Source organism: Luteimonas sp. A537, assembly GCF_054052065.1.
In genome coordinates, this window is record NZ_JBSVRH010000004.1 from 285839 (window position 1) to 300194 (window position 14356).

Below are 14356 nucleotides of genomic sequence, written 5' to 3' on the forward strand. Positions count from 1 at the left end.
ATACGACAAACGCGGGAGAAACCCGCCAGTGATCAGTACGAGCGGTGGATCGCCAGCGTGGCCAGCGCGGCCAGTGGCGCGGCGCGAGGGCCGATCGGCGCGAGCGCGGCGTCCATGACCGCGGCCAGCTCCGCGAGCCGCGCGCGTGATGCCGTGGCGCCGATCAGGGCGGGGAAGGTCGCCTTGTCCTGCGCCGCGTCCTTGCCGGCGGTCTTGCCGAGCACGGCGCTTTCGCCCTCGACGTCGAGCAGGTCATCACGGATCTGGAAGGCCAGGCCGAGGGCGCCGGCAAAGGCGTCCAGGTGCTGGCGCCGGTCGTGGCCGGCGTCGGCCGCGATCGCGCCCATGCGCAGCGCGGCGCGGATCAGGGCACCGGTCTTGAGCGCATGCAGGCGCTCGAGGGTCTCGAGGCTGGACGCGGAGCCAGTGCCGGTCGCTGCCAGGTCCAGGGCCTGGCCACCGCACATGCCGGCTGCGCCGGCGGCCTGCGCAAGTTCGCGCAGCATCGCCACGCGGGCGGCGTCGCCGACATCGGGATGGGCGCCGGCAAGCACAGCGAAGGCCAGCGACTGCAGGGCGTCGCCGGCGAGGATCGCGGTGGCTTCGCCGTAGGCGACGTGCACGGTGGGCTGGCCGCGGCGCAGGGCGTCGTCGTCCATCGCCGGCAGGTCGTCGTGGACCAGGGAATAGGCGTGGACCAGTTCGATGGCCGCCGCGGGCGCATCAAGCGCGGACTCCGCTGCGCCGAATGCGGTGCCGGCGGCGTAGACCAGCAGCGGGCGCATGCGCTTGCCACCGAGCAGCACGGCGTGGCGCATGGCTTCGCCGAGGCGCTGTTCGGCCGCGGGGTGGTCGGCGAGGGCGGCTTCGAGCACGCCGTCGATGCGCTGCCGCCAATCCTCGAGCCGTGCCGCGGTGGCGCCCGCGGCGCTGGCGTCAGGCATCGTCGCCGCTTGCCGGGAATGCCGTTGACGAGTCCGGCTGCTGCGGATCGGTGAGCAGGCGTACGCGCAGCTCGGCCGCTTCCAGAGCCTGTTGGCAGCGACGGTACAGACCGACGCCGCGTTCGTAGGCGGCGAGCGAGTCTTCAAGGCTCATTTCGCCGCGCTCCATCTTTTCGACCAGCTGCTCGAGCGAGTCGAGCGAGACTTCGAAGTCGGCGACGGGGGACGTGGCGTTGGCGGGTTCGGGCGTGCTTGGCATGGGTGCCAGTTTACGCCAAGTCCCGCCAGCGCAGCCTGGCACCGCGCAGCTGCAGCCAGTCATGCAGCGCAGCGTCGAGGAACCGGTCGCCGGCGGCGAGCAGGCGACCGTCGGCAGCGGACAGGAGCGGCATGCGGGCGCGCTGCCACGGCGGAATCCCCGCGTCCTGGAGCAGGTGCTTGAGCGCGTGCGAGTGCATGCGGCCCGGCAGGCGGATGCGTTCGCCGCCGCGGCGGGCATGGGCGTGCAGCGGCTCCCCGAAGGCATCGGCGCCTTCAAGCGCGAGGCTTCCGCCCCCGGGCAGGGGCAGCGGCGCGCGACCGTCCCAGTCCTGAATCCAGTCCGCCCGGAGCGGCGCCAGGGCCTGCAGCGGCAGGGCGTGGAGCCGGCCGCGCCATGCGCGCAGGCATGAGTCCGCCCAGCGGTACATGGCGGCGCTGTCGCTACCGGCGTCAAGCAGGCCGGTGATGCCGGTGATGGCCGATGCCGGCAGCGGCGGCAGGCCAAGGTCTGCGACCCAGGCGCGGAGCAGGCGTGCGCGCTGCGCGGATGGCAGCGTCTTCAGCGGGCCGATCGGCAGGGTCCGGTCGTCGCGATTCCGGTCACCCCCGCGGTCGTCGTCGCCGGCCGCGGCGTCGCGCCCGTCGCTGTCGGTCGGTGTGGCCATCAGGCCGTCCAGCGCGGCGGCATCATGCACGGCGAGCAGGTCCGCCGCCTCGGCGCTCAGCGCGGCGCTGCGCGCCAGCGCCGCATCGGCGCTCGGCCAGCGCTGGCGCAGCAGCGGCAGCACGGTCCGGCGGAGAAGCGTCCGGTCGTGCATCGGGTCGGCGTTGGCCGGATCTTCGATCCAGGCCAGGTCGCGGCCACGCGCCCAGGCTTCCAGGCGTGCGCGTGGCAGGCGCAGCAGCGGGCGCCACATCCATCCGGCGGCGAAGCGGCGCCAGGGACGCATCGCCGCCAGTCCATCGGGGCCGGAGGCGCGCAGGGCGCGCAGCAGGAAGGTTTCGGCCTGGTCGTCCTGGTGGTGGGCGAGCGCGAGCACCTCGTCCTTGCCGAGGGCTGCGGCGAAGGCCGCGTGTCGCGCCGCGCGCGCCGCGCCTTCGAGGCCCAGGCCGCTGTCGCGTTCCACCGCGACCCGCTGCACCGCCAGGGGCACGTCCAGGGCGGCGCAGGTCGCGATGCAGTGGGCGGCCCAGGCATCGGCATCGGGATGCAGGCCGTGATGTACATGGAGTGCGCGCAGGCCGCGCGCGCGGATCACGGGCAGCGCCGCAAGCCGGTGCAGGAGCACGCTGGAATCGAGCCCGCCGCTCAGGGCGACGGTGATCGCTGTGCCGTTGCCGGTGTCGTGGTCCGGGACCGTGAACACATGCTCCGGGAGCAGGCTTTCCGGTAGCGGGCCATCGGGCAGGTCGTGGTTCATCGGGTGCGCCGCGGCACGCGACGGACAGGCCGCCGCGTGCCGCGCCGTTTCACTCGGTTTCGACGCGGATGCCGCCGATGAAACCGGCCGCCAGGTTGTAGATGAGCGCCTGGATCGCGCCGCCGACGAAGCCGAAGATGCCGTACATGATCGGCAGGACGATGATCCCCATGAATCCGCCGACCGCGGCGAAGATACCGCCACCGTCACCCATCAGGCTGCCGAACAGGCTGCTGAACAGGAACATGATGACGCCTGCGAGCAGGCCAAAGGCCGCCGCGATGATGCCGGTGATCTTCGCCGCTGACAGCACGTCGATACGCTTGATGATCATTCATTTTCTCCCCTTGCCGGCGGATTGCCGGCAGGCGAAGTCTATGCGATCGGGCGCGGCTGGCCGGCTGCTCAGGCGGCTTCGTAGGCGCCGTAGCCGCGCAGGCGCCGGTAGCGGCCTTCCAGCAGGGCGTCGACGGGCAGGCCTTCCAGTGCGTCGATTTCGTTGACCAGCACGGCCTTCAGGCGAAGCGCCATCTGCCGGGGATTGCGGTGCGCGCCGCCGATCGGCTCGCGCACCATCTTGTCGACCAGGCCCAGGCCCAGCAGGCGCTTGGCGGTGAGGCCCAACTGCTCGGCCGCGTCCTTGGCCTTGGCCGCGTCCTTCCACAGGATCGAGGCGCAGCCCTCGGGCGAGATCACCGAATAGGTGCTGTATTCCAGCATCACCGTGCGGTCGCCGACGCCGATCGCCAGCGCGCCGCCGGAGCCGCCTTCGCCGATCACGGTGCACACGATCGGCGTGCGCAGCTCGGCCATCTCCATCAAGTTGCGGGCGATGGCCTCCGACTGGCCGCGCTCCTCGGCGCCGATGCCGGGATAGGCGCCGGGGGTGTCGATGAAGGTCAGCAGCGGCAGCTTGAAGCGCTCGGCCATCTTCATCAGGCGCAACGCCTTGCGATAGCCCTCGGGCCGCGGCATGCCGAAGTTGCGGCGCACCTTGGCCTTGGTGTCGCGGCCCTTCTGGTGGCCGATGATCATCACGCTGCGGCCGTTGATGCGGCCGATGCCGCCGACGATGGCGGCGTCGTCGGAGTAGGCGCGGTCGCCGGCGAGTTCATGGAACTCGTCGCAGACGTAGCGGATGTAGTCGTTGGTGTAGGGCCGCGCGGGGTGGCGCGCAAGCTGCGACACCTGCCAGGGACTCAGGTCGCGGAAGATCTGCGCGGTGCGCAGGCGCAGCTTGTTCTGCAGGGTGCGGAGCTCGGCATCGATGTTGACGCCGGGGCCGGAACTGGCCTGGCGCAGATCCTGGATCCTGGCTTCAAGATCCGCGATGGGTTGTTCGAAATCGAGGTAGTTGGGATTCATCGGCGGCTGCGATCGTGAAAGGGGCCAGTCTAGCGGAGTCGCCCCCGCGGGGCCTCCGGGCTCAGCTGGCCCAGGGGCGGGTACCCATGGCGACGTGCACGGCGCGGACGCCGGGCTCAACGCGCAGCTGGCCCAGCAGGTCCGGCTCGACGCGCACCGAGTTGGCGCCGTCGATGTCGAGGCTGCCGGCCGCACCCGTTGCCAGCAGCAGGTCCAGGCGCAGCGGCGTGGTCCCGGGGCGGTGCGCGGCCAGCATTGCGTCGACGCGGTCGAGGACGCCCGCGGACGCCAGGTCCAGGCGCAGCGACAGGCGCTGCGCGGACTGCCTGCAGACCTCGTGGAAATCCCAGGCCCGGCGCGCGCGTAGCGAGAAGCCGCCGCTGAATTCATCCTCGCGCAGGCCGCCTTCGACGATCACGATGCGGTTGCCGCCGAGCAGCGATGCGTACTCAACCCAGGCTTCAGAGAAGAACGCGCACTCGATGCGGCCACGGCCGTCTTCCAGCTGTACGAAGGCCTGGCTTTCGCCGCGCTTGCGGATGCCCATGACCTGGCCGGCGACGATGGCCGTGACTTCCTGGCGCCAGCCGCCGCGGCCGCCTTCGCCACCGCCATTGCCGCCCTTGCGCGCGCTGCTGCCCGACTCCCAGAGCTGGTCGAGCTGGCCGAGGTCGGCGCCGACCAGGGTCTTGAGTTCGCTGCGCCACGGATCCAGCGGGTGGCCGCTGAGGTAGTGGCCAAGCGTGTCGCGTTCGCCCGCGAGTTTTTGCGCCAGCGGCCATTCGGCGACCTCGGGCAGGGTGATCTGCGCCGCCGCGGCCGCGGGCTCGGCGAAGCCGCCGAACAGCGAGGTCTGGCCGGCTTCGCGCTCACGCGCCAGCTGGTCGGTGGCCTTGAGCACTTCGGGCAGTTGCAGCATCAGCGAGGCGCGGTTGAGGCCCAGCGCATCCAGCGCGCCGGCGTTGACCAGGGCTTCCAGCGTGCGCCGGTTCAGGCGCGCGGATTCGATCCGGCGGCAGAAGTCCATCAGGTCGGCGTACGGCCCATCGCGCTCGCGCTCCGCGGCGATCGCCTCGCAGGCGCCCTGGCCCACGCCCTTCACCGCGCCCAGGCCGTAGCGCAGGGTGCGCGCGTCCATGGCTTCGAACATGTAGCCCGAATGGTTCGCGTCCGGAAGCAGTACTTCGAGCCCGAGCGCGCGCGCCTCGGCGAGGAAGCCGACGACCTTCTCGGTGCTGTCCATGTCGCTCGACAGCACCGCGGCCATGAACTCGGCCGGGTAATGGGTCTTCAGCCACGCGGTCTGGTAGGAGACCAGGGCGTAGGCCGCGGCGTGCGACTTGTTGAAGCCGTAGCCTGCGAACTTTTCCAGCAAGTCGAAGATCGGGCCCGACACCCTGGGCTCGATGCCGTGGGTTTCTTGTGCGCCGGCCTCGAACTTGGCGCGCTCGCGCGCCATCTCCTCGACCTTCTTCTTGCCCATCGCGCGGCGCAGCAGGTCGGCGCCGCCCAGCGAATAGCCGCCCAGGATCTGCGCGGTCTGCATCACCTGTTCCTGGTACACCACCACGCCGTAGGTCGGCGCCAGCACCGGCTCCAGCAGCGCGTGCGGATACTGGACCTCGGCGCGCCCGTGCTTGCGCTCGATGAAGTCGGGGATCAGGTCCATCGGCCCCGGGCGGTACAGAGACACCAGGGCGATCAGGTCGTCGAAGCGGTCGGGCTTCGCGCGCTTGAGCAGCTCGCGCATGCCGCGCGATTCGAACTGGAACACCGCCACGGTGTCGCCGCGCGCGAACAGCTCGTAGGTCCTTGCGTCGTCGAGCGGCAGCTTGGTGATGTCGACCAGCGCCGGGGCGTCTCCGCCCGCCGTGGCCTGTCCGGCCAGGCGCTTGTTGATCGCCTTCACCGCCCAGTCGATGATCGTCAGCGTACGCAGGCCCAGGAAGTCGAACTTCACCAGGCCCACGGCTTCGACGTCGTCCTTGTCGAACTGGGTCACCGGGTTGCGGCCGCCGCCGTCGCCGTCGTGTTCGGCGAACAGCGGGCAGAAGTCGGACAGCGGCGAGGGCGCGATCACCACGCCGCCGGCGTGCTTGCCGGCGTTGCGGGTCAGGTTCTCGAGCTGCAGCGCAAGGTCGATCAGGTCGCGGACATCATCCTCGTCCCGGTAGCGCGCGATCAGCTCGTCGGAGCGCCAGGCGTCGTCCTTGCGTCCCTTCTCGGTGAGGCCCAGCGCGTCCTGCAGCGACACGCCCAGGGTCATCGGCACCAGTTTGGCGATGCTGTCGACCAGTCCGAAGGGATAGCCCAGCGCACGCCCGGCATCGCGCACGACGGCCTTCGCGGCCATGGTGCCGTAGGTGATGATCTGGCTGACGCGGTCGCGGCCGTACTTGGCGGCGACGTAGTCGATCACCTCGTCGCGCCGGTCCATGCAGAAGTCGATGTCGAAGTCGGGCATCGACACGCGTTCGGGGTTGAGGAAGCGTTCGAACAGCAGGTCGTAGGGCAGGGGGTCGAGGTCGGTGATCTCCAGCGCCCAGGCCACCAGCGAACCGGCGCCGGAACCACGGCCGGGGCCGACGGGAATGCCCTGTTCCTTGGCCCAGCGGATGAAGTCCGAGACGATCAGGAAGTAGCCCGGGAAGCCCATCCGGATGATGACGTCGAGCTCGGTCTCCAGGCGCGCGTCATAGCTGGCGCGGTCGTGGCCAGCGGCCAGCGGCGCGTGCTCAAGCCTGCGCGCAAGGCCGGCGCGGGCCTCGCTGCGGATCCAGGAGTCGAGCGTGTGCTCGCTGGGCACCGGGAACGCGGGCAGGTGGTAGGTGCCCAGCCGGAGTTCGAGGTTGCAGCGCTGCGCCAGCGCCACCGTGTTGGCCAGCGCGTCGGGCACGTCGGCGAACAGCGCCGCCATCTCGTCATCGGACTTCAGGTACTGCTCGGCGGTGTAGTCGCGCGGCCGGCGCGGATCGTCCAGCACGCGCCCCGACGAGATGCAGACCCGCGCTTCGTGGGCGTCGAAGCCCTCGCGGTCGATGAAGCGCACCTCGTTGCCGGCCACCACCGGCACCGAGCACAGCGAGGACGCCTGCAGCGCGAAGTCGTTGAATGCCGCCTCGTCGGCGAAGCCGCAGCGCGCCAGGGCCAGGTGCAGGCCGTCGTCGAACACGCCGCGCCAGTCCTTCACCCAGGCCTCGGCCTGGTCCGGCCGGCCGGCGGCGACCAGACGACCGGCTGGCGACTGGCGCCCGGCGAGGGCGAACAGGCCGCCGTGCACCTCGCGCAGCCATTCCGGACGGACCACCACGCCGTCGTGGCGCTGGCCCTCCATCCAGGCGCGCGTGAGCAGCCGCGACAGCGACAGGTAGCCCTCGTGGTCGCGGCAGAGCAGGGTGAGCGTCGCCGGCGCCTCGTTGCCTTCGGCGATGCTGATGTCGGCACCGGCGATCGGCTTGATGCCGGCACCTTCTGCGGCGCGGAAGAATTTCACCAGCGAAAACAGGTTGTTGCGGTCGGTCACCGCCACCGATGGCTGGCCCAGGGCCACGCAGCGCTTGACGAGTTCCGGGATCCGGATCGTCGAGTCGGCGAGGGAGTATTCGCTGTGGAGCGTCAGGTGGACGAAGCGTCGGGACATCGTGGGGCCGGAGTTGCAGCCAAGCAGGTTAGGTCCCAGCCACCGCGCGGACAAGGCTTGACAGCCCGGCCCGCGCGGGCCGGCGTTCCAGGACGGAGCTGTCCGACTCAGCGCGGCTCGAACAGGTCGGGTACGCCGGCCGCGTGCACCGGCGCGAAGCTCCTGCGGTGCTGGGGGCAGGGCCCGTGCGTGCGCAGCGCGGTGAGGTGGGCGGGCGTGCCATAGCCCTTGTGTTCGTGGAATCCGTAGGCGGGATAGTGCCCGTGCAGCTCGTGCATGGCGCGATCGCGGGTGACCTTGGCCAGGATGGATGCGGCCATGATGCTGCGATCGCGCGCATCACCGCCCACCCAGGCTTCGGCCGCGCAGGGCAGGCCGGCGGGGATCGCGTTGCCGTCGATGCGCGCCATGCCGGCCACGTGCGCCACAGCTTCCATTGCCAGGCGCATGCCGAGCATGGTGGCGTGGTAGATGTTGATGCGGTCGATGTCCTCGACGCCGATCGCGACCACGTGCCAGGCCAGGGCGCGGTCGATGATGCGTTCGTAGAGCTCGTCGCGGCGCGTGGACTTCAGCGCCTTGGAATCGTCCAGGCCGTTGATGCGCGGGCGCGCCGGGTCGAAGACGACGGCCGCGACCACGACCGGCCCGGCCAGCGGGCCGCGGCCGGCCTCGTCGATGCCGGCCACCAGGTCGGACACCGCGGTCGCGCCCGGTGGTCCCGGCTGCGCGCGGACCCCCGCCAGCGCAGGCCGCTGCCTCATGGCGCGGCGCCGGCGTCTGCGGCGAGATGCCGTGGGTCGAGCAGCTCGACCACGGCCGCGGCCGCTTCTCGCGAGGCGTCGCGGCGAAGCAGGATGTGCAGCTCGCGGTAGCGCGGCTCGAGCGCCTCGATCGCGGCGGGATCGGAGAACCAGGCAAGCACAGCTTCGGACAGTTGCAGCGGCGTGCAGTCGTCCTGCATCAGCTCGGGCGCGATGGTTTCGCCGGCAAGCACGTTGGGCAGGGCGTAGCGGTCCACCTTGAGCATGCCCAGGCCCTTGACGATGGCGTGGGTGGTGGGCGAGATGCGATAGCCCACGACCATGGGGCGCTTGGCGAGCATCGCCTCCAGCGTCGCCGTGCCCGAGGCCAGCAGCACGACGTCGGCGGCGACCATGGCGGCGCGTGCGGAGCCGTCCAGCAGGCGCACCGCAGTCGCGTCCGCGGCCGGCAGCATCGCCGCCAGCGCTTCGCGGCAGGCTGCGTTGGCGGCGGGCACCAGCACCTGCAGGCCCGGGATGCGTTCGGCCACCAGCGCCGCGGCCTGCAGGAAGGCGGGACCCAGGCGCTCGATCTCGCCCAGGCGCGAGCCGGGAAGCACCGCCAGCACGGGCGCGTCCTGGTCCACGTCGAGCGCTGCGCGGGCTGCGCGGCGGTCGGGATTGAGCGGCATGGCATCGGCCATCGGATGACCGACGAAGCGCGCGTCGACGCCGTGGCGGGCGTAGATCGGCGGCTCCATCGGGAACAGGCAGAGCACGCGGTCGGCGCTGCGCCCGATCTTCGCCGCGCGGCCCTGGCGCCAGGCCCAGACCGAGGGGCTGACGTAGTGCACGGTGCATACGCCGCGCGCCTTGAGCTGGCGTTCGAGGCCGAGGTTGAAGTCGGGCGCGTCGATGCCGATGAAGGCGTCGGGCTTCCAGTCGAGGATGCGGCGGCGCAGGCCGTGGCGCAGGCGCAGCAGCCGTGGCAGGTGCGAGAGCACTTCCGCCAGGCCCATCACCGCCAGCTCCCCGGCGTCGTGCCAGGTATCCATGCCGGCGGCGCGCATCGCGTCGCCGCCGACGCCGGCGAACTCGGCATCCGGAAAGCGCTCGCGCAGGCGTTCGACCAGCCCGGCGCCGAGCAGGTCGCCGGACGCCTCGCCGGCGACCAGCGCGAAGCGCGGCCCGCCGCCGGTCACCGCAGCAGCGGCCGTTCGCCGCCCTCGATGAAGTCGAGCATCAGCCGCACGTCGTCGCTGCCCGATGCCAGCTCCGCGAGCTTGCCGCGGGCGTCATCCAGCGTTTCGCCCGACATGTAGACGGCGCGGTAGGCGCGGCGGATGGCCGCGATCCGGTCCTGGTCGAAGCCGCGGCGCTTCAGGCCTTCGGCGTTGATCCCGCGCGGCCGGCCGTAGCCCTCCTGCGCGACCATCAGGAAGGGCGGTACGTCGCCGTTGACGAAGGCCCCCATGCCGATGAAGGCGTGGTCGCCGATGCGGCAGAACTGGTGGATGCCGGCGAACCCGCTCAGGATCACGTGGTCACCGACCACGACGTGCCCGGCCAGCGTCGCGTTGTTGGAGAAGATGCAGTGGTCGCCGACGATGCAGTCGTGCGCCACGTGGGTATAGGCCAGCAGCCAGTTGTCGCTGCCGATGCGGGTGATCCCGCCGCCGTCGCCGGTGCCGCGGTTGATGGTGGTGAACTCGCGGATGACGTTGCGGTCGCCGATCTCGAGCCCGACGCGCTCGCCGCGGTACTTCTTGTCCTGCGGCTCGCCGCCGATCGCGGCGTGGCCATGGATGCGGTTGTCGCGGCCGATGCGGGTCGGCCCTTCCACGCTGCAGTGCGGACCGACCTGCGTGCCCGCGCCGATCTCGACGCCGGCGCCGACGATCGTGAACGGCCCGATCGTGACGCCCTCGCCGATCACGGCGGACGGGTCGACGACCGCACTGGCGTGGATCGACGCCGCGGCCATGTCAGGCATCGACCTCGGCACAGAGGATGTCGGCGCTGGCCACCTTTTCGCCATCGACGGTCGCGACGCCGCAGTACAGGGTCATGTTGCGGATCTCGCGCTTGATCGTGACCTCGATGTCGAGGCGGTCACCCGGCACGACCATGCGCGCGAAGCGTGCGTTGTCGACCTTGACCAGGTAGGACAGGCGGCCGACGTGGCTGGCGCCGCCGCGCGCGATCTGGGTCAGCAAGCCGCCGGCCTGCGCCATGGCCTCGATCACCAGCACGCCCGGCATCACCGGCCGATCGGGGAAGTGGCCCTGGAAATAGCTTTCGTTCGCGGTCACGTTCTTGTACGCAAGCACGCGCTTGCCGTCCTCGAAGGCCACCACGCGGTCGATCAGCAGGAACGGGTACCGGTGCGGGAGCATCTCGCGGATGCCCTCCACGCCGATGGGAAAGCTCAGGGTGCCCGCCGTCATGTCTTCTCCTTTTCCAGCGCCTGCACCTGGCGGGCGAGCGCGTCGAGTTGCTTGAACCGCGCCGCGCTCTTGCGCCAGCTGCGGTTGTCCATGATCGGCGTGCCCGACGAGTATTCGCCGGGCACGTCGATCGAATGCGTGACCAGGGCCATCGAGGTGACCACGACCCGGTCGCAGATGGTGAGGTGGCCGAGGATGCCCGCGCCGCCGCCGATCAGGCAGTAACGCCCGATGACGGCGCTGCCGGCCACGGCGGAACATCCGGCCATGGCCGTGTGCGCGCCGATGCGGACGTTGTGTCCAATCTGGATCTGGTTGTCCAGGCGGACGTCCTCTTCGAGCACGGTGTCCTCGATGGCGCCGCGGTCGATGGTGGTGTTGGCGCCGATTTCGCAGTCGTCGCCGACCAGCACGCCGCCCTGCTGCGGGACCTTGATCCAGCGCCCGGCATCCATCGCCAGGCCGAAGCCGTCGGCGCCCAGGACCGCGCCGGGGTGGACCAGCACGCGTTCGCCCAGGCGCACGCGGCGCACCAGGGTGGCGCGCGCCACCAGCCGGCTGCCGGCGCCGACCACGCAGTCATCGCCGATGACGCAGCCCGGGCCGATGATCGCGCCGGCGCCGATGCGCGAACGCGCGCCGATGCAGGCGAGCGGACCGATCTCGGCCGATGGGTCGACCTCGGCCGAAGCGTCCACCACCGCGGAGGCATGCACGCCGGCGTTGGCACGCGGCGCCGGATCGAACAGTGCCGCGATCTTCGCGAACGCCACGTATGGATCGCGCGCGACCAGCACGGTCCGGTCAAGTCCTTCGGCGTCGCCTTCGCGGACCACCACCACGCCCGCGTCCGAGCCGGCCAGCTGGCCGCGGTAGCGCGGATTGGCCAGGAAGGACAGCTGCCGCGGGCCTGCGCCGGACAGCGTCGCGACCGAGTCGACCGCCACCCCGCCGTCACCGCACAGGACAAGGCCGAAGCGCTCGGCCAGTGCCGCCGCCGTTTGCGTGGTCGCTGCCATCATTCCGTGCCCGGGCGGCTAGAACGCGCCGCCGAAGGTGAACTGCAGGCGCTCGAGTTCGTCGCCGTCCTGTTCGCGCAGCGGCATCGCGTAGCTGATCGAGATCGGCCCCACTGGCGCGCGCCACATCAGCGCAACGCCCGCCGAGGCGCGAAGCTCGCCGGCGTCAAAGGCATCGACGTCCTTGAACACGTTGCCGAAGTCCACGAAAGCGGACACGCGCGCGGCGGGCGAATCGAACAGCGTGGGGAAGAACATCTCGAACGAGCCCACGGTCTTCACCGCGCCGCCGATGACCTGCTGGTAGCTGCTGTTCCAGGCGGCCTCGCGCGGGCCAAGGGTGTTGTCGCGGAAGCCGCGCACCGAGCGCGCGCCGCCGGCGTAGAAGTTCTCGAAGAACGGCAGGCCGTCGGCCATCGCGGCGCGGGCTTCCGGCAGGTCATCCGTGTCTTCGGGGGAGTCCGGGTCGTAGACGGTGCCGTAGCGCGCATCGCCGTAGCTGTCGCCATAGCCGAACTCGAAGCGGGTGTTGAGCACCAGCGCGCGGGAAATCTGCCAGTACTTCGAGAACTCGTAGTTGAGCTTGTAGTACTCGGCGGTGGAGCCCGGCAGGGCGACTTCCATGGACACGCGCTGCAGGGTGCCGCGCGTCGGCTGCAGGAAGTCGTTGCGGGTGTCGCGGGCCCAGCCCAGCTCGGCGCGCCAGGCGTGGAAGGTGCGCTGCCCGATCACGTCGATGTAGTCGACGATCGACTGCGGTGAACTGCCGCGCCAGGCGAAGATCTGGTTGCTGTCGATGCCGAACATCGCGGTGATGGTGTCGTGCTCGGTCAGCGGGATCCCCAGCACCATCTGCGCCGCGCGGCTGGTCGAGGAGTATTGCGCGGTGTTGTACTCGGAGTTGTCGAACTCGCGCCACCACAGGTTGTAGCCCAGCGACAGGCCGTTGTCGCTGAAGTACGGATTCAGGTACGAGAACGAGTAACGCTGCAGGTAGACGTTGCGCTGGGCCTCGACCGAGACGCGGTTGCCGCTGCCGAGGAAGTTGTTCTGCGACAGCTGCACCGAGGTGGTCATGCCGCTGAGCTGCGAGTAGCCCACGCCGAACATGAAACTGCCGGACGTGGTCTCGGTGACGCTGTACTCGATGTCGACCAGGTCGTTGGTGCCGGGAACCGGCTTGCTCTCGACGTTGACGCTGCCGGATTCGAAGAAGCCCAGGCGCTGCAGGCGCACCTTGGAACGGTCGATCGCCGCCTGCGAATACCAGGCGCCCTCGAACTGGCGCATCTCGCGGCGCAGCACTTCGTCCGCGGTGCGGGCGTTGCCCTTGAACACGATCCGGCGCACGGTGACGCGCGGTCCGGGCACGACCTGCAGGTTGATGTCGACGCGGCGGTTCTCGCGGTCCACTTCCGGGATCACGTTGACCTGCGCGAAGGCGTAGCCGATGTTGCTCAGCGTGGACGCGATCTGGTCCGAGCTGAACTCGAGCAACGCGCGCGAAAAGGTCATCTCGGGCTTGATGTACACCAGGCGCTCGATGTCTTCCTTCGGCAGCACGGTGTCGCCGGTGACCTCGACCGTATCCACGGTGTACACCTCGCCCTCGGTCAGGCCGGCGGTGATGTACATGTCGCGCTTGTCCGGGCTGATCGCGACCTGGATGTTGTCCTCGCTGAAGTCGATGTAGCCGCGGTCGAGATAGAAATTGCGCAGCTTCTCGCGGTCGCCTTCGAGCTTCTCGCGCGAATACTGGTCGTCGCGGCGGTACCAGCTCAACCAGTTGCTGGTGCCCGACTCCCAGGCCCCGGTCAGGGTCTCGTCGTCGAAGCTGTCGTTGCCCACCAGGTTGATGTGGCGGATGCTCGCCGCCTTGCCTTCGTCGACCTTGATCGTGACGTCGACGCGGTTGCGGTCCAGCGGCGAGACCGTGGGCGTGATCGCGACGTTGTACTTGCCGCGGTTGTTGTACTGGCGGGTCAACTCCTGGGTCACGCGGTCGAGCGCCAGGCGGTCGAAGGTCTCGCCCTCGGCCAGGCCAATGTCGCTCAGGCCCTTGGTCAGGTCCTCGGTCTTGATGTCCTTGTTGCCGGTGAGCGTGAGCTTGTTGATCGCCGGGCGTTCGGTGACCTCGACCACCAGGATGTCGCCCTGGCGGCCCATGCTGACGTCCTCGAAGAAGCCCGTGGCGTACAGCGCGCGGATGGCTGCGCCGACCCGGCCGGAATCGATGCTGTCGCCGCGTTCGATCGGAAGATAGGTGAACACGGTGCCGGCGCCGATGCGCTGCAGGCCGTCGACGCGGATGTCGGAGACCGTGAATGCGCCGGGGGCGAGGGCCGTGGCGGTTTGGGGCGGCATGCCGAAGGCGGCCAGCGGGTCGGCCGGCTGCTGGGCCCAGGCCGGCGCGGCGAGCGTCGAGGCGAGGGCGATGGCAAGCAGGCGGCGTTTCGGGAGTCGCGTCATCAATGGCGTCCGGGTCGGGCGTTTCGTGGGGGTGCGGCGCTGGGCGC

At 70.4% G+C, this 14356-nt stretch carries 12 protein-coding genes; all 12 read right to left on the reverse strand.

Translation table 11 applies throughout. The features are described from left to right. Nucleotides 1–32 precede the first annotated feature (32 nt). The gene (locus ACW7GZ_RS12100; protein ID WP_457009419.1) at nt 33–944 is read right to left on the reverse strand and encodes a polyprenyl synthetase family protein; all 912 of its coding nucleotides are present in this window, start codon (nt 942–944) and stop codon (nt 33–35) included. Next, nucleotides 937–1203 (reverse strand): exodeoxyribonuclease VII small subunit, encoded by a 267-nt coding sequence (locus ACW7GZ_RS12105; RefSeq protein WP_457009421.1) that lies wholly within the window; start codon nt 1201–1203, stop codon nt 937–939. The genes ACW7GZ_RS12100 and ACW7GZ_RS12105 overlap by 8 nt, the downstream gene beginning before the upstream one ends. A 10-nt stretch (nt 1204–1213) precedes the next feature. Then, the gene (gene tilS / locus ACW7GZ_RS12110) at nt 1214–2626 is read right to left on the reverse strand and encodes a tRNA lysidine(34) synthetase TilS (protein WP_457009423.1); all 1413 of its coding nucleotides are present in this window, start codon (nt 2624–2626) and stop codon (nt 1214–1216) included. A gap of 49 nt (nt 2627–2675) precedes the next feature. Further along, on the reverse strand, nt 2676–2960 hold the full coding sequence (locus ACW7GZ_RS12115) for a hypothetical protein (RefSeq protein WP_457002427.1): 285 nt from the start codon (nt 2958–2960) through the stop codon (nt 2676–2678). 71 nt (nt 2961–3031) lie between these two features. Continuing rightward, nucleotides 3032–3991: an acetyl-CoA carboxylase carboxyltransferase subunit alpha gene (locus ACW7GZ_RS12120; RefSeq protein WP_457009425.1), complete on the reverse strand. Its 960-nt coding sequence runs from the start codon at nt 3989–3991 to the stop codon at nt 3032–3034. 61 nt (nt 3992–4052) lie between these two features. Beyond that, complete coding sequence (dnaE, locus tag ACW7GZ_RS12125) at nt 4053–7631, reverse strand: DNA polymerase III subunit alpha (protein WP_457009427.1); 3579 nt, start codon at nt 7629–7631, stop codon at nt 4053–4055. A 107-nt stretch (nt 7632–7738) separates the two neighbouring features. Continuing rightward, entirely contained in the window at nt 7739–8395 is a 657-nt protein-coding gene (locus tag ACW7GZ_RS12130; RefSeq protein WP_457002432.1) for a ribonuclease HII, read from the reverse strand. Continuing rightward, on the reverse strand, nt 8392–9576 hold the full coding sequence (gene lpxB, locus ACW7GZ_RS12135; RefSeq protein ID WP_457009429.1) for a lipid-A-disaccharide synthase: 1185 nt from the start codon (nt 9574–9576) through the stop codon (nt 8392–8394). The genes ACW7GZ_RS12130 and lpxB overlap by 4 nt, the downstream gene beginning before the upstream one ends. Then, a complete protein-coding gene (gene lpxA, locus ACW7GZ_RS12140; protein ID WP_457009626.1) occupies nt 9573–10358 on the reverse strand; it encodes an acyl-ACP--UDP-N-acetylglucosamine O-acyltransferase in 786 nt (261 codons plus the stop codon). Before lpxA ends, lpxB begins: the two co-directional genes overlap by 4 nt. Before the next feature lies 1 nt (nt 10359). Next, nucleotides 10360–10821, reverse strand: a complete 462-nt coding sequence (gene fabZ / locus ACW7GZ_RS12145) for a 3-hydroxyacyl-ACP dehydratase FabZ (RefSeq protein ID WP_457002436.1) — start codon at nt 10819–10821, stop codon at nt 10360–10362. Further along, the gene (gene lpxD, locus ACW7GZ_RS12150) at nt 10818–11840 is read right to left on the reverse strand and encodes a UDP-3-O-(3-hydroxymyristoyl)glucosamine N-acyltransferase (protein ID WP_457002437.1); all 1023 of its coding nucleotides are present in this window, start codon (nt 11838–11840) and stop codon (nt 10818–10820) included. Before lpxD ends, fabZ begins: the two co-directional genes overlap by 4 nt. Before the next feature lie 18 nt (nt 11841–11858). Beyond that, the gene (gene bamA, locus ACW7GZ_RS12155) at nt 11859–14309 is read right to left on the reverse strand and encodes an outer membrane protein assembly factor BamA (protein ID WP_457002439.1); all 2451 of its coding nucleotides are present in this window, start codon (nt 14307–14309) and stop codon (nt 11859–11861) included. Nucleotides 14310–14356 lie beyond the last annotated feature (47 nt).

Excerpts from the sequence above, each read along its gene's own strand:
- ACW7GZ_RS12115 (WP_457002427.1), bottom strand. The coding sequence starts at position 2,960 with ATGATCATCAAGCGTATCGACGTGCTGTCAGCGGCGAAGATCACCGGC.
- ACW7GZ_RS12130 (WP_457002432.1), bottom strand. The coding sequence starts at position 8,395 with ATGAGGCAGCGGCCTGCGCTGGCGGGGGTCCGCGCGCAGCCGGGACCA.
- bamA (WP_457002439.1), bottom strand. The coding sequence starts at position 14,309 with ATGACGCGACTCCCGAAACGCCGCCTGCTTGCCATCGCCCTCGCCTCG.
- dnaE (WP_457009427.1), bottom strand. The coding sequence starts at position 7,631 with ATGTCCCGACGCTTCGTCCACCTGACGCTCCACAGCGAATACTCCCTC.
- ACW7GZ_RS12100 (WP_457009419.1), bottom strand. The coding sequence starts at position 944 with ATGCCTGACGCCAGCGCCGCGGGCGCCACCGCGGCACGGCTCGAGGAT.
- fabZ (WP_457002436.1), bottom strand. The coding sequence starts at position 10,821 with ATGACGGCGGGCACCCTGAGCTTTCCCATCGGCGTGGAGGGCATCCGC.
- ACW7GZ_RS12120 (WP_457009425.1), bottom strand. The coding sequence starts at position 3,991 with ATGAATCCCAACTACCTCGATTTCGAACAACCCATCGCGGATCTTGAA.
- lpxA (WP_457009626.1), bottom strand. The coding sequence starts at position 10,358 with ATGGCCGCGGCGTCGATCCACGCCAGTGCGGTCGTCGACCCGTCCGCC.
- lpxD (WP_457002437.1), bottom strand. The coding sequence starts at position 11,840 with ATGGCAGCGACCACGCAAACGGCGGCGGCACTGGCCGAGCGCTTCGGC.
- ACW7GZ_RS12105 (WP_457009421.1), bottom strand. The coding sequence starts at position 1,203 with ATGCCAAGCACGCCCGAACCCGCCAACGCCACGTCCCCCGTCGCCGAC.
- tilS (WP_457009423.1), bottom strand. The coding sequence starts at position 2,626 with ATGAACCACGACCTGCCCGATGGCCCGCTACCGGAAAGCCTGCTCCCG.